Consider the following 17,194-nt stretch of genomic DNA (forward strand, 5'->3'; position numbering starts at 1 on the left):
AATGCCTACGCCAAATAAAAGTTAGTAAATAAAAAGGCAAACCCCCGAAATTGTAGAGGTTTGCTAGCAAGCTATTTCATATCAGCGCTATTACCAGAATGAAATACTCTTAAAAATATCTTCTTTTATATTAGCCGATAATAACAGTTTGCTCTTTAGCCCATCTGATAATGAATGGCCGATTATTATTTATTTCGCCTCCGCTGTCTTCGGCGATCTGCCGACGCCGGCCCACCGTATCATTGGAATTGCCAGGAGCGAAAGCAGTGGTGCAGCTATGGCCAATACGGCAAAGCTTGAATAAGCTACTATGATGCCGGATAATCCTCCACCGATTGCTCCTGAAAAAGCAATCCAGACATCGACGGATCCCTGGGTTTTCGCTCTCGTTGACAGTGATGCAGCATCAACCACAATGGTCGTGCCGCTGATTAAGCCAAAGTTCCAGCCAAGCCCGAGAAGAATAAGCGCAATCGTTATCGATACAAGAGAATCTGCCGGCCCCAAGGCAGCCAGCACTCCTGCTGCCAAAAGGGTACCGGCGGATGCCACAGCCATCCGTGCTCGTCCGACCTTTTCCACCAGGGTTCCTATTATTAATGAAGGCAGATACATGCCGGCGATATGAAAGCCGATCACCATACCCACCGCCTGCAGGGAGAAGCCGTGGTTTCCCATGTAAATAGGGGTCATGGTCATCACCGCTACCATCACAAACTGGGTGCTCACCATCACGGAAGCTCCGGCTAATACGCCCCGCCGGTCAGTCGATGCTTCCACTGGCTCCTCTTCACCGTACAGCCGCCTGCTATTCTTTTGTTCTTTGGCCACTGCCTTTGCCACAAGGAATGGGTCAGGACGGAGAAACAGATAGAGGAACCCGCCGGCTGCCAGATAGGCAGCGGCAGCCAGCATAAACGGGCCGGCCAGGGAAGGTATGTCCATGGCGGTCGCCACCTCTCCCATGGGTCCCACCAGATTTGGGCCGGCTACCGCTCCGAGAGTCGTGGAAATCATGGCCATGCTTACCGCCTTCGCCCGCTGAGTGGAGGAGGCCAAATCCGTTCCTGCATACCGGGCCTGTAAATTCGTCGCTGTGCCGGCCCCGTAGATTAACAGGGCAACAAACAGCAGCCCGATCTGATTGGTAATCGCCGCCAGCACTACCCCGACGGCGCCCATCCCGCCGGTCAAAAACCCGGCTGCCAGACCCGTACGCCGGCCGAGCCGCTGGGACAAGCGCCCGATCAAGAGCGCCGCTCCAGCAGAACCAAACGTAAATACGGCGGTAGGCAGTCCGGTGACGCTGTCTGTCCCCATCATATCCTGGGCCAGCAACGCCCCCACAGTGATCCCGGCTGCCAGTCCGGCTCCGCCGAATATTTGTGAGATGATTACAATGAGAAGCGTTTTTTTATACAGCCGGTGCTGCTCCTCTTCAGAATCCATATATCGCTGAATCTTTAACCTAAAGGCTTCTGCCTTCTTTCTTTTTCTTTCTCCCATAACTTCACCTATCTTTCGATCATTCCGCCAAAATTAACGACTGCAGGTTCCTATACCCATAGCGGCATCGGCAACCTATCCAGCTGCTGCACTTCCGACGTATTGATTTCTGCATAACTTTTGATTTCTTCTTAGATGTTATCTTACAATTTTATGGAAGTATATACTTGGCTTAATATATTTGTTCTTATGCCTTTGGCGGATAATTTTTATAATAAGAACCTAAGAAAACGCTGCCGAAAACAATAAAACCTATGATAAAAAAGAGAATATTCCATTCCCCGGTCCTCACTCCAGCAGCAATAAATAAAATTATGTACACGCTCAACACTATCCACGCCATACGCTTTAACACTATCTTCATGCCCCTATACTACCCCTTTCCCGGGTTGCTGTGAACGCTCATCTCCCCGATTATATCAACTGCTCATTTCGCCTATTTTAATAGCCTTCACCATAATACCATTTGAATTTTTCTCAGTTTATTACTGATTTACATTATTTACAATTGTTGAAGGTTCACTTCATTTCACCCTATCTCTTCTCTTTGCTTATTTCTAAAGCGTGATACTTTCTGCGCTCACTTGGCTATTTTTCGTGCCAACCAATGCAGTAAAAGAGAATGTCGGAGATACGTGATTGTAATTTAATGGAGGCGCATTTAAAATGCAATGTACAAGTCTATCTAATAAAGGAGCGACAGGATGAGTGGCATCAGCATAGGCGTTTACGCTGTTTGTTTTTTACTTATTGCAATCGCTGGCATCATAATGCTTATAGAATATCGAAAGCCAAAAGAAGCTCGCAGGCACAAAAAGCTAATGATCTCTATGAGTTTGCTGCTGGCAGCTTCCCTTCTTCAACTGAGTCACGGCCTTGCCACAGATCTCTAGGAAATAATAAAGATGCATAAAATTTCGCTTCAACAAAAAGAGACCAGCTCATCAGGCTGATCTCTTCGATAATTACTTCCCAAAGAACGGGAGCAATATTTCCTCTAAATAAACCTTTTAATTTCAGCGGCGAACGCTTCCGGCGCTTCCTGAGGCACCCAGTGGGCCGACTGGTTTATTCTTACCAACTCGCTGTTTGGAAGATCCCTGTCCAGCATCTCTCCCGTTTCTACCGGCTGCCACGGATCCTGGGTCCCCCATAACAGCAGCACGGGGTGTTGAATATCCGAAAGCTTATGCGTCAGCGCGGTGGTGTGGTTCGTGTTCAGGGCAGCAGCGTTGCGGACAAGGCTGACTTTGCCTTCTTCATGTAAATACGGGGCCATAATCCCTTCCAAAAAGGTATCCGTCAGCTGCTCCCGCTGGGCAAATACATCGTTATAGCCCTTCGAAAGAAAATCTTCCATCTCCTGAAGAGATTTGTTTTTCCACGATGGATGGCCCGCCATCAGCATTTCTTCAATTGGCCAGGAGTCATAGGCAACGGTGTTGGAAAGGACAAGCTTATTGATTCGATTCGGTTCATCAAGTGCAAGGATCAATCCGACGCCTCCCCCGATATCATGCGCCGCCAGATGAACCTGTTCGAGCTCCAGCTGATCCATCAGCTTTATCACCATTTTCGCCTGCACATGAAGCGAGCGGTCGAAGCGGTCCCTTTGATCTGAATAGCCGTACCCCAGCAGATCAGGAACAATCACCCGGTACTCCTCTTCAAGCTGCGGAATAACGGCCTGGTACAAGTAAGACCAGGTTGGTATGCCGTGCAGCAGCACGATCGGCGGCCCGGATCCTACATCTGTATAGTTTATTTTCACTGGTTCCTCTACCACTCCTTCAAGCGTGACCGATTGCTGGCATTGTTTAAATTCTGCTTCCGTTACTGTTCTGTTGGGCTGCATATCTTTGCCTCCTTACGAATTTTTTTGCCGGTTTCACTACGTTTCTATGAACGGATAGCTTTAGACAAACCAGCCTCCTGTGAACGTATTCTTTTGTCTCATTCCCGCATATGTATATTATTAAATGTAAGCCAGCTTACAGCGAAGATTCTCCTTCCGATCCAAAAAGTTATAAATTATTTATTCAGAAATTTTCATCACGATGATATACTGTAAAAAGATTTAAATAATTTTCTGATTATTGACTCTTCTCATTAGTTTACCGGTTTTATTACTTTCTCTGCGGGGAATTTACAACGACATATAAGGCAGCAATGGATGGAGACTACAGCCACTCCATAAGCCAGGAAAAGAGCATAATTCTTTTTCTGGCTTTTTATTTGTTTATGGAAAAAATTTCAATTCAGTCTAGTGTTATTCCCTATTCAGAAAGAAGGGACCCGTTTGAAAAAACCGCGCCTGTTTTGTATTCTGCCAGGAACCCTGCTTATTGCAGTTATGTTTGGCTGTACAAGCAAAGAAGAAACTCCTCAGACCTTAAATGCCCAGGAAACTGCTATTCAGGATGAAGATGACCTGCCGAAGAAGGATGTAGAAGAAGAACCATCTTCCCAGCCGGAGCCGCAAAGGGAAAATATGTCCTCCCCTACACCGTCGGAACTGGACGCCGGAAAAATACACCAGGAGCTTCTGATAGACGACAATCTGGTCAAACTGCCTTCAAGCTTTCCCGGCCAGCGAATCAGCCAGGTTCAGGGATCAGTGGCCTCCAACAATTCAGCCACCTACAGTGTTCAGTACCAGACAAGTACCGGAGAGCCTTTAGCACACGTAACAGCGGCCCAGTACATGGGGATCCAGGAAGCTTCCAATGAAATTGAAGCTTTTCGGGAAGGCAAAACCGTCAATCCATCCCGGCCAGGGGTAAAGGAGTTTCGGCACGGATTGCCCGGACATGCGCAGGAAGGCGCAGACCAGTACCATTACAGCGGGCAGCAGGATCAGTGGCTGTTGAGCCTCTCTTCCTCATCTTCGGAAAATCTCAATCAGAAAGCTGTTCTTCTTCAAATATCAGAATATCTCAAGCATCACCCACTCCCCGCTTCTGCCAGACAGGGGGTTGTCGACATTTATTACGCTCCGGCCAGTGAGGATGTTACCGTGGATATCCGCTGGCAGGAAGGAGAAATGGTCTATGCGGTGCGGACCAGTCTTCCGCCGGTGGAAGCCTTAAAAATCACAAATTCCATGAACTAAAAGATACTTCCTTATTTATTCAGGCGTTCGTTAAACAAGAAAAGCTCTCCTGCAATTTTAGCAGGAGAGCTTCGTTATTTATTATGCCTTCGATCGGTAGCTCGTGTTGTGGTCCTGAAGGGTTTCATCCTGACCGAACAGGAAGTGCTTTTCCATATTCGGGGAGTACTCTGAGCTGATGGTCTGCAGGCCTGCTGCTTCAGCTACTGAACGGAGCATAGCCGGGGAAGCACCGCAGCACAGCCCGATGTAATTCACACCGCCATCTGTCGCTTCCTTCGCCCATTCGGCCAGTTCGTACCGGTTATGGTAGAGCGGCTCGAGCGCAGTAGGAAAGGTTGTTTCAAGAGGTGTATGGCAGCTGCATCCGGAATCCGGCAGATTAAAAAAGGTCGGGTGCTCCTCTGTGGTCCGGTAAGGGACCGGAAGACCGGCTATATACCCCTGAACTGATGCCCGGATCTTTTCCAGATACGGCTGCATCGTGTTCGGACCGCGGAAGCAGTTCATGCCGACGACCAAAGCGCCGCTTTCCGATAAAATGCGGCAGGATTCCTCCACTGAGTATCCGTCCCGCAGGATGTTTTCGCCCATTAATCCAAGTGTAATAACGGCTGGGAGACCCTGCTTTTGAATCTCTTCAAGAGCGATCAGCGCTTCCTCGTGATAATAAAAGGTTTCCCCTTTAATGTAATCGACGCCTTCCTCGCTGCACCAGCCAATCATTTCTGCAAACATCTGGCGGACAGCGGTTTTGGAATCTTCATCATCCGGGTTGAAAATATTGGTATTGGAAATATTGCCCGCCACCAGTGCCTCTTCCTCCGGGTGCTCCTGGGCCACTTCTTTCGCCAGACGGATAGCCTGACGGTTCAGCGGCTCCAAGAGATCCTCTTTTCCGATGATGCGCATTTTCTCCCGGTGGGCGTTATACGTAAACGCCAGTATGACATCCGAACCGGCGCGCATAAAATCCCGGTACGTCTGTTTTAAGGCTTCGGGGTTTTCCAGCGCAACCTCCGGCACAAATGTGCCTGCCTGTAAATATCCCCGACGCTCGAGTTCAAATAAGTAACCTTCTCCGGCAATGACCGGTCCCTGCTCTAAACGCTCCTGTAAACTTCTTTTCATTCATTCTCCACCCTTTTCTCTTCCTATTGAATAATCCCAACTGCTCTCCCTTTGGCAACCGCTTTTTTTGTATTTTCAGTCATTTATACGAAAAACACGTCCGTATATTCCATAGAGATAAATCTAATATACGCAGGCCGCTTTTTTCATGTCAACCGAATATGAAAAACTTTTTTATTGTTAACCTATTTTAAATTTAAGTTTACAATAAAAGCCAGGTTCTATATACTAGTGGAAAAAAGGAGGAAGTTCATGATTCAGTCACGTGTCCACGGCTTCGTCTTAGCTTCGTTATTCGCAGCTTTGATGATGATTGGGGCCAATATTACATCCATCGCCCCCATCTTTGTAATTGGCGGCGTACCGATTACACTTCAAACGACAGTCTGCATTTTAGCCGGCCTGCTGCTCGGAAAAAAATATGCCCCGCTAGCCATGACCCTTTATCTGCTCATCGGCCTTGCCGGCATGCCGGTATTTGCCCGATGGTCGGGAGGGCTTGATGCTGTCATTTCCCCGACGTTCGGCTTTTTACTTTCTTATGTTCTCGTGGCTTACGTCACAGGTGCCCTTTCTGGACATAGGCGTTCATTTACAGCGTTTTGTCTGACGTCCCTCACAGGCACAGCTGTTAACTATGTGATTGGAACTAACTGGATGTATATGGCATATGAATGGTGGTTTGCCGCTCCAGGAGGCTTCTCCTACACAACAGTCTGGCTGTGGATGCTCGCACCGATGCCTAAGGATATTCTTTTAGCCGTCGGAGCTGCCTGGTTTGCACTCCGCCTGCTGCGTATTTTGAAAAAAACAGAGCGAGGAACAAATTCAATTAAAGGAGCTGCATAGTTTATGGGAACATTCTGGATTGATCGTGCCAAAGAGATACAAAAAGGAAAAGATTTAACAAAAGAGGAGGCCATGTCGTTTTTAGAGGAGCCTCGTCAACACCTGCTCGAACAGCTCGAAGCAGCCTACCTGCTCCGGTTTCATTACTATCAAAATCAGGTCAAACTAAACATGCTCATTAATACAAAATCCGGCCTATGTTCGGAAAACTGCGGATACTGCGCCCAGTCTATTGATTCCAAAGCTGTAATTTCCAAATATCGCATGATGCCTTCTGAAGAGATTATCCAGGGAGCGCGGGAAGCGGAAAAGCGTGGAGCCGGTACTTATTGTATTGTGGCTAGCGGCCGGGGCCCTTCGGAAAAAGAGCTACAGACCGTAGAGGAAGCAGTGGAAAAAATCAAAGCCACAAGCCAGTTAAAGGTATGCGCCTGCCTGGGGATTTTAAAGGAAGGCCAGGGCGATCGGTTAAAAGCAGCAGGCGTCGACCGCTACAACCATAACGTCAATTCTTCGGAGCGATTTCACGATAACATTGTTACCACCCATACATACGACCACCGGATCGAAACGGTGAACAAAGCCAGACAGGCAGGTATCTCACCCTGTTCAGGGCTAATCGCCGGCATGGGGGAAAGCCATGAGGATATTACCGACGTGTTGTTTGCGTTAAAAGATATCCGGGCTGATTCTGTACCAATTAATTTTCTTCATGCGATCGAGGGTACAGCCTTTGAGGATCAGCAGGGGCTCCGGCCGGAGCATTGCCTCCGTATTTTAGCCCTTGCCAGAATGATTCTTCCTTCGAAAGAAATCCGTGTGGCCGGCGGACGCGAAGAAAATTTAAAAAGCATGCAGCCGCTGGCATTGTATGCGGCAAACTCTATTTTTCTCGGCGACTATCTGACTACGCCTGGACAGGCCTGGCGAAAGGATCTTCAAATGATTGAAGAAGCAGGATTCGAAGTCGAAGAAAATGCGTTCAACCAGAGTGCTGAAATGTATTCGGGGGGATAGTATGACTGCGAGGAGGAACGACCGCGTTCTTTATAATCACGAAGGCTTTAAATAAAAATCGGCCGGCATAAGCCGGATGCCATCCGGGACTCGTGCCAACCAATTATCTGCATGAAAATCAAGGAGGTAGCTCGACTCCCCCGTTTTTACAGGTATTATCTTCTTCCCTATTCCTTGAGGACCTTATACCAGATTTCAACCTGCTGGGCAGTCTCAACGGTCCGCAGTTTTTCCAAATGAATTTCATACTCCTCCAGATGCTCGAATAACCGCAGACCTCGGCCAAGCAGTACGGGAGCGAACGCGACCTGCAATTCGTCAGCCAGGTTCGCTTTTAACAGCTGCTGGCCCACGTCCGCTCCGAGTACTACCACATTCTTCTGACCGGCTGCTTCTCTTGCCTGTTGAATCGCGCTTTCAATGCCATCTGTTACGAAGGTGATGGTAAGGTTCTCATTTTCTTTTGGATGCTTGGCAGGTGGGTGATGGGTCAATACAAACAGCGGTACTTGAAATTCGTAGTCCGCCGCATAGGCGTCAGGGTCTTCGCTTTCATCAAAGCTGTTTCGCCCCATCACTACCGCACCCGTTTTAGCCATCTCAGCCTGAATCACTTCATCAGGCTCAAAGCTGGCATACAGCTTTTCCATCTTTCCGTCCCGGTCATTGACGTACCCATCCAGCGATAAAATCATTCCCAAACATACTTTTTCCATGTTTTCCCCCAATTCTATTTTCAACAGCTCATAAAAAAGTTGTTTCTGCCCCAGTATATTCATAATGTTCTTGTCGCTTCCATTGTATGTTACTACATCAAAGTAAGCACTACGTTTCCGCGTTTATGTCCGGTTTCAACATAGCTGTGAGCCGCAGCAACTTGCTCCAAAGGATAACTTCTATCTATTATTGATTTGATCTTTCCTTCCTCAATTAAATCCTTTAGGAAAAGCAAATCTTCCTTGCGCATCGATGCTACTCCGCCTTTCAATTTCTTGCTGCCTTTTAAGGAGGTCGACAGCATTTGAACAAATTGCGGCAGCCCTGCTACTGCTGCCAAATAGGTTCCATCTTCCTTTAAAGAACTTTTACATTTTGAAAACGAGATTTTACCTACCGTATCAAAAATAAGATCATAGGTTTTCCCCGATTCGGTGAAGTCCTCCTGGGTATAATCAATAACTTGATCCGCTCCCAATGATGCTACTAGTTCTACATTCTTTGCACTGCAGACTCCGGTAACTTCTGCACCAACGTTTTTAGCCAACTGCACTGCATACGTGCCTAACGCTCCTGAAGCACCGTAGATAAGCACGTTTTGCCCTTCCTTAATATGCCCTTTATCTCTAAGAAAGTATAAAGAAGTAGTAGCACCGAAGGGCACGGAAGCAGCTTCTTCAAATGTCATGTTAATCGGTTTAGCAGCGATTGCCCCTTTTTCTTTGAGAAGTGCATATTCAGCATTGGCTCCTAGACGCCCTCCTGTTCCGCAAAATACAGCATCCCCCTGTTTAAATAACTTTACATTTTTCCCTGTCACTTCTACCTTTCCAGAAAGTTCAGAACCTAATATTCCACTTCTCGGTTTTTTCAGGCCATAGAAAAGTCTGACCGGGAACGGATCAGCTCTCCGTACTTTGCAGTCTCCAGATGTTACCGTTGTTGCTTTCACTTTCACCAGTACTTCGTTGTCTTTTGGAACCGGCTTTTTCACTTCTCCAATCTTCATAACTTCCGGCGGTCCGTATTTTTTGTGCATGCCAGCTTTCATAGAGACACCCTCCTTCTCACAAATTTAATTATATTAAAGAAAGAATTTTCTGAATTATATTAACTTAACATTATACCCATATGCTACTTTTAGCAAATTCCAATAACTTTTCTTTTTAATTAAATCTGGAACTGGACCTATTAATAAATTTCCTTCATATGAAGTCCAGACCGTAAAATATTTTGAAGTTTGGAGCCGTGAAGTAAACCGGGCGCTCCCCTCCTGAGTACAGAAGTTTTCCTTGAAGCAGCAAAACAGCCGGCTCCTCTGAAACGGGAACCGGCTGTTTTTATATTTATCCTTCTATAATATGAGAGTTTTAGGAGAGACAAGCAAACACAGGGACAACAATTATGACGAAGCGCCGGGGAGCCCTTATTCGTAAGCCGTCAGCTGTTTTGCACCACATGCACATCGCAGTCAGCTTTTCGTCGGATGGCTTTAGAGGTATGGCCAAATATCAGGCGTTCAAGCCACTTACCACCGCTCTGGCCTATAACAATAACATCTGCCTGGTAGCGTTTGGCTAAATCAATCGCTAACCGTTTCTTCGGCGCCCCTGTATCCATGACCGTTTCAACGTGCTCGATCCCATAAGCCCAGGCAGCTTGCTGACAAGCTTCAAGATACAGGGAAGCTTTCGTCTGCACCCGTTCGATGCCCTTAGGATCCATACGTTCCAGCGTCGCGTAGCTCTTCTGGTCAAATACGAAAGCGATGATTAATGCGGCTCCGTGTTCGGCCGCCATTTTCTTCGCCTCGTCGAACACCGTGTAGGTAGGAATCTCAACGGCATCAATTCCCACTAAAATCCGTTGGTACTGGCTCATATTTTGCCTCCTTAATCTTCAAAATGATCATGGGCTTCCCTACCCTCTGTCCACTAATGAAGAAAGCGTCCTTCTTGTTGAACCGCCAGTCCATGCGCCCTGAACCGTTTGCTGCAGTTAAGATGGTATTTCACCATTCCCCCATTTCGTGCGTTTTTAACCTTGTTTAACAGAGAACAGCTGATCCATAAACCCCGATTTTTTCTTACTTTAAAGACATATTGCTTACAAAAATACACCGTACGTTTCTATAGGAGGAAACCCGGGAAAATTTTTTAACAGCGCTATCACTATATTTCCAAAAAAATTGAGGAAATCTCTTAATGAATTGACGAGCCTTTTATGGAACGCTATCGATAGATTGAACTTAGGGCGGAAACTAGGATGAAAGGATGAACAATTATGGCTGAGAACGAAAATAATAACAAAATGACCCGCGAGGAAGCCGGTCGAAAAGGCGGCAAAACTACCAGTCAGGAACACGGCAAGGAATTCTATGAAGAAATCGGCCAAAAGGGTGGCGAGAAAACCAGCGTGGAGCATGACAAAGAGTTTTATGAAAACATCGGTCAAAAAGGCGGCCAAACCTCTGGCAACGACTCCAGTAAAAACAGCGACTCCAACGACCGCCGTTAAGCAGTAGTAAAGTCGCTTCCTCTCCGTATGTGCTTCTCTACAAGCTTAAGCGGGAATGTTTCTAAGCTACTAGAACCTTGCGTATAAAACAAAAGCAAAGGGTTTCCTACAAAAGTGCACTGGCCCTTACAAAGTAGACAGTAAAAATAAATAAAACCTTTAAAAGGCTTGATTCCGGTGTTCCAACGGGGTCAAGCCTTTTAAATGTAAATCCTGAACAGCTTTACGATTAATTCTCAACTGGTGCGGCCCTTTGCAACCAAAGATTTTTCGGTATCATCAATGCAAATGACCGCCTCAACGTCAGCCACAGAACCTTAAAAGAGTGTGCTTCGGGCTCCTTCCCCAAAGCACACTCTTTTTTAGTGACTCAGAAGTCATAGGACTTTCTTTTACTCTTGATCGTTTTGTTTCCTGTCTTCCATAAGCCCGTTCGCTGCACCGTTTCTTTTGCGGACGTCGTTTTGATATTCATTCAACTCTTCTTTTGACGGGAGCGTACGCATTTTCACGTTACATTCTGTACGAATCGCAGGGCCTTCCTCCTGTGTTCCGACCGTCTTTTCCTCGACCCGGCGAACCCCGGACGTTTCCTGCTGCTGCATATCCTTCACTAATCGCCCAATATCTCTGGATAAATCGCGAAAAATCATCAGCGTTCCCTCTCTTCGGTTTTATCAGTTTCTTCTGTCTGTTCTTTTTCCTGCGGCTTTTCACCTGATTCGAGCTGTTCCACGCGTTCGAGCAGACGCTGATTTTCATCTTCAAGCCTTTTCGCATTGGAAGAATAATGCGGGTCTGTTTCCCACCAGTCGATGCCCATTTCCTTGGCCTTATCGACCGAAGCGACTACGAGGCGAATCTTGATGGTCAAGAGCTCTACATCTGCAATATTCACTTTAATATCGCCAGCAATCACGACGCCTTTATCCAGTACTGTTTCCAGTATTTCTACGAGCCCACCGGCCAAATTATCTACGTTGGCCGGCTCAGCCGAGCGGCGCACGGGTTGTTCACTCATTGTTTCTCTCCTCCTTTGTCGGGCTTTAAATTAAGTTACCGAGTGGTCCAAGGTCGATATTTAAATCCTCATCGGTCAGGTTAAATATTTCTTTCATTTCTTCCATTTTGTCTTCAAGCTGCATGAGGGCTTCTCCCAGCTGTTCGATCTGTTCATCGGTCAAATCGCCGCCTTCAACCCGGCGCATGGCCTGGCGTTCCACGAGTTCACGCAGCAGTTCGACCACGGTCATGACCAGCTGGGTCAATCCTTCTTCGGCTTTTTCCGGGTCGAGTGAGATACGACCAGTGGGCTGCTGTGCTTCTGTTACTTGAGGGTTTTTATCCATCGTTTCAGCCTCCTTATTTATTCAATGGGAGAAGATTCCGGCGAATGAGAAACAAATTCCTTTTGCGTTTTCGTCTCCGCCTGACGGAGCGTTTCCACCGAGGCAATCAGCACTCGCAGATCAACGTACACCAAATCAATGCCTGCAATCGATATCGTTAAATCCCCCTGCAGTACGACCCCCTTTTCCAGGACGGCATCTAAAACGTCCAGCAGGGACACTTCCCGGTTTTGAAGACTATCCCTGGGCATTGGCCTCACTCCTGCTTGTCAGTCCGGAAAAATGAAAGGATGGCCACGGGCCGGTACATTCCATATCCAGTCCGGTACCGGCTGCTTCTTCCTGCCCCTGACGGTCTTCAATAAACTGGATAAACGCCTCCCGGTCTTTGGATTCAATTAAATAAACGGCGTTCCAGGCCATATCCTTCTCCCGGTCCGTCACTTTTCGTTCCCAATTTTTCTTTATCTCGGTTCCTTCACTTTTTGCTTTTAATTCTTCATGAAACGAGGTGCAGTGCTGTTCAATGTGATCGTCCGCTTTTCCTTCGACAAATTCTTTCATTTTCTTCTTTTCAAAAAAACGCTTCCCGGCCGGCAACGCTTCGATTTCTGCTTCTTTTTCCCGTATCTCTTCACTGTCCTGCACCACGGCTTCGATGAACAATTGCTGATCAGCATACACTTTAACGTTCCACTCTTCTTTACCGGCCAAGGTGGAAAATTTCGATATGATGGATTCCTTATAATCCTCTATCATCTCTGCGAGACTCGACCTCTGTTCAAAGATGGTTCCGAATTTTAAAGGAATGGTCGTATAACGATCATGCAAATGATTCATGACGGTATGGTGATGAAATGCTTTATTCTGCAGCCACTTCATATTTTCCACATTTTTTTGGAGTTGTTCCTCGGAAAATTCCGATTCAGGCACCTGGCAGATAACCGCTGTAATCTCTTCCTGTACGAAAAAATCAATACTGTTATCCGGCTCCATCCCCTCTACTGGTTCCATCGGTGCTTCCTGGTATTCTGCTGTAGGTACAAAAGCGTAAACATATACTAGAGCCGGAGCTCCTGCATTCGTTTCCAACATTCGTCACTCCTTGTTTTGATATTTTTTCCACAATGAGAGCTTACGTCCAGAATTTCCTTTGTTTCTGCCTCTTCCTTTTCATTCAAAGGTAAAGAAGGCCTGCCTATACTAACCTGCTTCCCCATTTAACTGAAATGTATTCATTGAATTTAATTCAGTTAAAATGAAATTTATACGGGGCTTATCTTTCCAGGATCTGTCCTTTTATAAAAAGTTGCTAATCCCCTTTGTAGCCGATACACTGGAGACACATCTTTTTCAGCCCGTATCATGAAAATAGGAGTTCGTTTTTATGGAAAATGCCAAACTAACAAAAAGAAAAAAGCAGGCTATACAAACAAAACAGAATATTTATAACGCCGCTTTAGCACTTATTCAGCATAAAAGCTTTGATGAAGTTACTATAGAAGAAATCAGCAAAAAAGCCGAAGTGTCCGTCGGATCTTTTTATTATTATTTTCATTCTAAAGAAGATATTTATTTAAGCATGTTTAAAAAACTGGATGAAGAGCTTTTTCGTGACTTTAACCCCGAAGATTACCCACAGTCAGGGGAAGATCTTCTCATTACCTTCTTCCTTCAACTGACCCGCAGCGTTTCGGATTTAGGGTTAAATATTATTAAGTATTCCTTGTTTAAGGAAGGCCCTGTGCCGTACTATAAAGATTTGTATATGAGTGAAGCCCTGCAGAAAATCATTAAAACCGGCCAGGCCGAAAACGTCTTTACTTCTTCCATGAGCGAAGAAGAAATGACAGAATACCTGTTTATTATCATGCAGGGCGTTATGCTTGATTGGTGTATAACCGACGGAGGCTACTCTCTCGAAGAAAAAACCGAACAGTTGATGAGACGCGTCGTTCTTTCCATTAAATCTTAGCGAACGGCTGAGGATCTCAGATGCTTATAACTCAATCCGTCCAAAACATACGGAAGCCGGAATACAAAAAAGCGTACCAATACGGTCCGCATGACGAACAGCCGTCCTTGACGATTTCTTACATCGCCTGGACGGCTGTTTTATGACTTGGATCGATAGAACAAGAAAATTATTCCTCCCTGGTACCCTTTTTTATACTATGCCACTTTGATGTACGTACTTACTAATACGTTGGGTATTAATTATAATAGCAGTAGACAAAATAAAAAAAGGTGGCCGTTACACTATGGAACAATATCGCATTCATCCAGAGAACGGATTGGAGTTTGGCATTTATACCCTGGGAGATCATCTGCCCGATCCGCATACAGGAGAGAGAATATCAGCCCAGGAGCGGATTCATGAATTAATCGAATACGCGGAGCTTGCTGAACAGGCGGGCCTGGATTTCTTCAGCGTTGGGGAAAGCCATCAGGAATATTTTGCGACGCAGGCCCACGCGGTTGTTCTTTCCGCTATTGCCCAGGCGACAAATAAAATAAAAATCGGGAGCTCCTCCACCATCATCAGCACCTCTGACCCTGTCCGGGTGTACGAAAATTTCGCAACAATTGACCTTATTTCCAAAGGACGCACAGAGCTCGTGGCAGGACGTGCTTCCCGGATTGGATTGTTTGACCTGCTTGGCTATAATGTCCGGGACTATGAGGCGCTGTATGAGGAAAAATTTGATCTTCTCCGCCAGATTAATGAACAGGAAACGATAAACTGGGAAGGGGAATTCCGTGCTTCCTTAAAAAATGCCCAGGTGCTCCCCCGCCCTGTGGAAGGGTCGCTTCCCATCTGGCGCGCCGTCGGCGGCACCGCGGCCAGCGCGATGAAAGCGGGGTATGCCGGGGTTCCGATGTTTATGGCTCATTTAGGCGGGTCATCGGACCGTTTTAAACAAACCGTTGATGCCTACAGGGATGCCGCCCGGGCTGGCGGCCATGATCCAGCCCAGCTTCCGGTCGCCACAGCCGGCTTCTTTTATGCAGCCGAAACGACCCAGCAGGCACTGAAGGATCTGTATCCTCATATTAATGAAGGCATGAAACGCACCAACGGCGGCGGCTTTCCGAAGCAGCTGTTTGCCCAGGGCGCCGAGCCTCATAATATTATGAACACGGGCAGCCCCCAGGAAATTATTGAAAAAATCCTGCATCAGCATGAAGTATTCGGGCATCAGCGCTACATTGCCCAGATTGATTTCGGCGGGATGCCGATGGATAAAATCAGAAAAAATATCGAACTGATCGGTGACACCATTCTGCCGGCTGTGAAAAAATATACGGCAAAAAAATAAGGAGCGTACCTAATGAGACTCATTGGCTTATCCGGTTCACAGGTCGGTTCGAAAACAAGAACGGCCATGGACGAAGCAATTAAAAAAGTAAATGCAAAATACCCTGAGATAGAAACAGGAATCATTGATCTGGCGGAATACGACATGCAGTTCAGCGATGGCCGCCATTACCTGGATTACGAAGGAGACACCGGCTATGTCACCCAGCAGCTGATGGAAGCAGATGCCATTATTATTGGCATGCCGATCTTCCAGGCGTCTATTCCGGGAGCGTTAAAAAACGTATTCGATCTGCTTCCGGTCGATGCCTTTCGTGATAAAACAGTAAGCATGCTCGTCACTGCCGGATCGCCGAAGCATTATTTAGTCGCCGATTTGCAGCTTAAGCCGATTTTATCCTATATGAAGGCTCAAATCGTTCAGACGTATGTATTCATTGAAGAAAAAGACTTTCACCAGAAAGAAATTATTAATACTGATGTAATGGCCCGGCTGGACCGCCTCGCAGAAGATACCGTGGTACTTTCGCAGACCTTTGAACAAATACGGGAAAATCAATATGACTTTTAACAGACTGTAACGAAAAAAATAAACTAAAACCCGAACCATGGACACGAAAGAAACAGCGTGCATGATTCGGGTTTTTTCTTTATACTTCCATCGGGTTAGACAGTAATTGGCCCAAACACGATCAACTTCTAAACGGCACCATTTGTTCTAGCGCTTTTTTGACATCCCGGTACATCTTAACATCCTTCATTGCCTCCCCGTGTTCGACCGCCGATTGAGCCATTTCCGGACGAATGCCTGTCAGGACAGGATGAATGCCCAGAAGCTGCAGCGTCCTCGTAATCGAAAATAATCGAGGAGCCACCTCATCATCAAGTTTATGGGTGCCTGAAAAATCAAGGATCAGAATATCAACGCTGTTTTCCGCTACTTCCGGCAGAACGCTCTCAATAATATGATCAGTGCGCTCCTTACTTAAAGACCCTACTATAGGTAATACTGATATGCCTTCTTTTACCGGTACTACGGGGGCTGAAAGCAATAAAAGCTCTTCTTTCAGCTGTTGGAGGTCTAATTGGTATTGGTTATTAAAATGGGTCGTGGAATTTTTCATAGCCTGGTCAAAAATGTCACTCATCCGGTGCATGAAGTAAAAAGCATCTTTCAGGGATCCGACCCCGTATGCTTGAAATGTCTCCTCAATCTCTTCAATGGCATGCAGACGAAATTGTGAAAGCAGCATAATAATAGCATCCAGATCATATCCCTGTTCACTTAATACGTTTGCCGGGTCATAATCCAGGTTGATCGTTGTCGTCGACTGGTGGTCGTCCAGCTTCTCCTTGATCGTCATGAACAAATTATAAAGCAGATCCTGATGCAGGTCGTCTTCCCGGGAGGAGAGCGGGCTTTGGAGTTCTTCGGATGTACGGCTGACAATCCGGTGAACGACATGATCAAGGTGAGTAAAAAAGTATTCATATAGTTCTGTATCGATATTGGCCATAAGCATCCCTCTTTTTTCCATTTCTTCTTTTATTATAAACGATATCAAGGTAGATTAAACCTACTTCCTGCTATTACCCTTGATTCGCAAATTATATCCTAAAAAGACCTTCAAGACATACTGATGGGTTTATATATACATTTATACATAAACAAAACGA

The 17,194-nt window shown here is 46.3% G+C and carries 19 protein-coding genes; 7 read left to right on the forward strand and 12 right to left on the reverse strand.

Annotated features, from left to right (window positions below; translation table 11 throughout):
• Positions 1-189 precede the first annotated feature (189 nt).
• Positions 190-1,506, reverse strand: a complete 1,317-nt coding sequence (locus tag ACTRXG_RS10530; RefSeq protein WP_474284873.1) for an MFS transporter — start codon at positions 1,504-1,506, stop codon at positions 190-192.
• A 997-nt stretch (positions 1,507-2,503) separates the two neighbouring features.
• A complete protein-coding gene (locus ACTRXG_RS10535; protein ID WP_474284874.1) occupies positions 2,504-3,361 on the reverse strand; it encodes an alpha/beta fold hydrolase in 858 nt (285 codons plus the stop codon).
• A gap of 444 nt (positions 3,362-3,805) precedes the next feature.
• Between ACTRXG_RS10535 and ACTRXG_RS10540 the strand changes: the two genes are divergently transcribed.
• Positions 3,806-4,618, forward strand: a complete 813-nt coding sequence (locus tag ACTRXG_RS10540; protein ID WP_474284875.1) for a hypothetical protein — start codon at positions 3,806-3,808, stop codon at positions 4,616-4,618.
• Between the two features lie 81 nt (positions 4,619-4,699).
• Here ACTRXG_RS10540 and ACTRXG_RS10545 read toward each other — a convergent pair whose 3' ends face one another.
• A complete protein-coding gene (locus ACTRXG_RS10545) occupies positions 4,700-5,749 on the reverse strand; it encodes a homocysteine S-methyltransferase family protein (protein ID WP_474284876.1) in 1,050 nt (349 codons plus the stop codon).
• 252 nt (positions 5,750-6,001) lie between these two features.
• Between ACTRXG_RS10545 and ACTRXG_RS10550 the strand changes: the two genes are divergently transcribed.
• Positions 6,002-6,598, forward strand: coding sequence for a biotin transporter BioY (locus tag ACTRXG_RS10550; protein WP_474284877.1), 597 nt, complete (start codon positions 6,002-6,004; stop codon positions 6,596-6,598).
• Between the two features lie 3 nt (positions 6,599-6,601).
• A complete protein-coding gene (bioB, locus tag ACTRXG_RS10555; RefSeq protein WP_474284878.1) occupies positions 6,602-7,615 on the forward strand; it encodes a biotin synthase BioB in 1,014 nt (337 codons plus the stop codon).
• 167 nt (positions 7,616-7,782) lie between these two features.
• Here the strand turns inward: bioB and ACTRXG_RS10560 are convergent, their stop codons facing one another.
• From ACTRXG_RS10560 to ACTRXG_RS10570, 3 genes are all read right to left on the reverse strand, one after another.
• Positions 7,783-8,331 carry a dihydrofolate reductase family protein gene (locus ACTRXG_RS10560; protein WP_474284879.1) on the reverse strand — a complete coding sequence of 183 codons (549 nt, stop codon included), beginning with the start codon at positions 8,329-8,331 and terminating at the stop codon, positions 7,783-7,785.
• Positions 8,332-8,423: 92 nt separating this feature from the next.
• Entirely contained in the window at positions 8,424-9,383 is a 960-nt protein-coding gene (locus ACTRXG_RS10565; protein WP_474284880.1) for an NAD(P)-dependent alcohol dehydrogenase, read from the reverse strand.
• Positions 9,384-9,772: 389 nt separating this feature from the next.
• Entirely contained in the window at positions 9,773-10,213 is a 441-nt protein-coding gene (locus ACTRXG_RS10570) for a universal stress protein (protein WP_474284881.1), read from the reverse strand.
• A 402-nt stretch (positions 10,214-10,615) separates the two neighbouring features.
• Between ACTRXG_RS10570 and ACTRXG_RS10575 the strand changes: the two genes are divergently transcribed.
• Complete coding sequence (locus ACTRXG_RS10575; protein ID WP_474284882.1) at positions 10,616-10,849, forward strand: KGG domain-containing protein; 234 nt, start codon at positions 10,616-10,618, stop codon at positions 10,847-10,849.
• Positions 10,850-11,241: 392 nt separating this feature from the next.
• Here ACTRXG_RS10575 and ACTRXG_RS10580 read toward each other — a convergent pair whose 3' ends face one another.
• Genes ACTRXG_RS10580 through ACTRXG_RS10600 form a run of 5 tightly spaced genes read right to left on the reverse strand, consistent with a single transcriptional unit; the run spans position 11,242 to position 13,293 of the window.
• The gene (locus tag ACTRXG_RS10580) at positions 11,242-11,502 is read right to left on the reverse strand and encodes a hypothetical protein (RefSeq protein WP_474284883.1); all 261 of its coding nucleotides are present in this window, start codon (positions 11,500-11,502) and stop codon (positions 11,242-11,244) included.
• Positions 11,502-11,870 (reverse strand): gas vesicle protein, encoded by a 369-nt coding sequence (locus ACTRXG_RS10585; protein WP_474284884.1) that lies wholly within the window; start codon positions 11,868-11,870, stop codon positions 11,502-11,504. The genes ACTRXG_RS10580 and ACTRXG_RS10585 overlap by 1 nt, the downstream gene beginning before the upstream one ends.
• 25 nt (positions 11,871-11,895) lie before the next feature.
• The gene (locus ACTRXG_RS10590; RefSeq protein ID WP_474284885.1) at positions 11,896-12,198 is read right to left on the reverse strand and encodes a gas vesicle protein K; all 303 of its coding nucleotides are present in this window, start codon (positions 12,196-12,198) and stop codon (positions 11,896-11,898) included.
• Between the two features lie 17 nt (positions 12,199-12,215).
• The gene (locus tag ACTRXG_RS10595) at positions 12,216-12,449 is read right to left on the reverse strand and encodes a gas vesicle protein (protein WP_474284886.1); all 234 of its coding nucleotides are present in this window, start codon (positions 12,447-12,449) and stop codon (positions 12,216-12,218) included.
• Complete coding sequence (locus tag ACTRXG_RS10600; protein ID WP_474284887.1) at positions 12,436-13,293, reverse strand: GvpL/GvpF family gas vesicle protein; 858 nt, start codon at positions 13,291-13,293, stop codon at positions 12,436-12,438. The genes ACTRXG_RS10595 and ACTRXG_RS10600 overlap by 14 nt, the downstream gene beginning before the upstream one ends.
• 292 nt (positions 13,294-13,585) lie before the next feature.
• Between ACTRXG_RS10600 and ACTRXG_RS10605 the strand changes: the two genes are divergently transcribed.
• From ACTRXG_RS10605 to ACTRXG_RS10615, 3 genes are all read left to right on the forward strand, one after another.
• On the forward strand, positions 13,586-14,173 hold the full coding sequence (locus ACTRXG_RS10605; protein WP_474284888.1) for a TetR/AcrR family transcriptional regulator: 588 nt from the start codon (positions 13,586-13,588) through the stop codon (positions 14,171-14,173).
• A gap of 286 nt (positions 14,174-14,459) precedes the next feature.
• Positions 14,460-15,518, forward strand: coding sequence for an LLM class flavin-dependent oxidoreductase (locus tag ACTRXG_RS10610; protein ID WP_474284889.1), 1,059 nt, complete (start codon positions 14,460-14,462; stop codon positions 15,516-15,518).
• A 12-nt stretch (positions 15,519-15,530) separates the two neighbouring features.
• Positions 15,531-16,088 (forward strand): NADPH-dependent FMN reductase, encoded by a 558-nt coding sequence (locus ACTRXG_RS10615; protein WP_474284890.1) that lies wholly within the window; start codon positions 15,531-15,533, stop codon positions 16,086-16,088.
• A 121-nt stretch (positions 16,089-16,209) separates the two neighbouring features.
• Here ACTRXG_RS10615 and ACTRXG_RS10620 read toward each other — a convergent pair whose 3' ends face one another.
• Entirely contained in the window at positions 16,210-17,034 is an 825-nt protein-coding gene (locus tag ACTRXG_RS10620) for an STAS domain-containing protein (protein WP_474284891.1), read from the reverse strand.
• Between the last annotated feature and the right edge of the window lie 160 nt (positions 17,035-17,194).

The organism is Marinococcus sp. LNSP9103-4 (assembly GCF_056034345.1).

Coding starts and splice junctions, on each gene's coding strand:
- ACTRXG_RS10530 (WP_474284873.1), bottom strand. CDS start 1,506: ATGGGAGAAAGAAAAAGAAAGAAGGCAGAAGCCTTTAGGTTAAAGATT.
- ACTRXG_RS10535 (WP_474284874.1), bottom strand. CDS start 3,361: ATGCAGCCCAACAGAACAGTAACGGAAGCAGAATTTAAACAATGCCAG.
- ACTRXG_RS10545 (WP_474284876.1), bottom strand. CDS start 5,749: ATGAAAAGAAGTTTACAGGAGCGTTTAGAGCAGGGACCGGTCATTGCC.
- ACTRXG_RS10550 (WP_474284877.1), top strand. CDS start 6,002: ATGATTCAGTCACGTGTCCACGGCTTCGTCTTAGCTTCGTTATTCGCA.
- bioB (WP_474284878.1), top strand. CDS start 6,602: ATGGGAACATTCTGGATTGATCGTGCCAAAGAGATACAAAAAGGAAAA.
- ACTRXG_RS10560 (WP_474284879.1), bottom strand. CDS start 8,331: ATGGAAAAAGTATGTTTGGGAATGATTTTATCGCTGGATGGGTACGTC.
- ACTRXG_RS10565 (WP_474284880.1), bottom strand. CDS start 9,383: ATGAAAGCTGGCATGCACAAAAAATACGGACCGCCGGAAGTTATGAAG.
- ACTRXG_RS10570 (WP_474284881.1), bottom strand. CDS start 10,213: ATGAGCCAGTACCAACGGATTTTAGTGGGAATTGATGCCGTTGAGATT.
- ACTRXG_RS10575 (WP_474284882.1), top strand. CDS start 10,616: ATGGCTGAGAACGAAAATAATAACAAAATGACCCGCGAGGAAGCCGGT.
- ACTRXG_RS10580 (WP_474284883.1), bottom strand. CDS start 11,502: ATGATTTTTCGCGATTTATCCAGAGATATTGGGCGATTAGTGAAGGAT.
- ACTRXG_RS10585 (WP_474284884.1), bottom strand. CDS start 11,870: ATGAGTGAACAACCCGTGCGCCGCTCGGCTGAGCCGGCCAACGTAGAT.
- ACTRXG_RS10590 (WP_474284885.1), bottom strand. CDS start 12,198: ATGGATAAAAACCCTCAAGTAACAGAAGCACAGCAGCCCACTGGTCGT.
- ACTRXG_RS10595 (WP_474284886.1), bottom strand. CDS start 12,449: ATGCCCAGGGATAGTCTTCAAAACCGGGAAGTGTCCCTGCTGGACGTT.
- ACTRXG_RS10600 (WP_474284887.1), bottom strand. CDS start 13,293: ATGTTGGAAACGAATGCAGGAGCTCCGGCTCTAGTATATGTTTACGCT.
- ACTRXG_RS10605 (WP_474284888.1), top strand. CDS start 13,586: ATGGAAAATGCCAAACTAACAAAAAGAAAAAAGCAGGCTATACAAACA.
- ACTRXG_RS10610 (WP_474284889.1), top strand. CDS start 14,460: ATGGAACAATATCGCATTCATCCAGAGAACGGATTGGAGTTTGGCATT.
- ACTRXG_RS10615 (WP_474284890.1), top strand. CDS start 15,531: ATGAGACTCATTGGCTTATCCGGTTCACAGGTCGGTTCGAAAACAAGA.
- ACTRXG_RS10620 (WP_474284891.1), bottom strand. CDS start 17,034: ATGGCCAATATCGATACAGAACTATATGAATACTTTTTTACTCACCTT.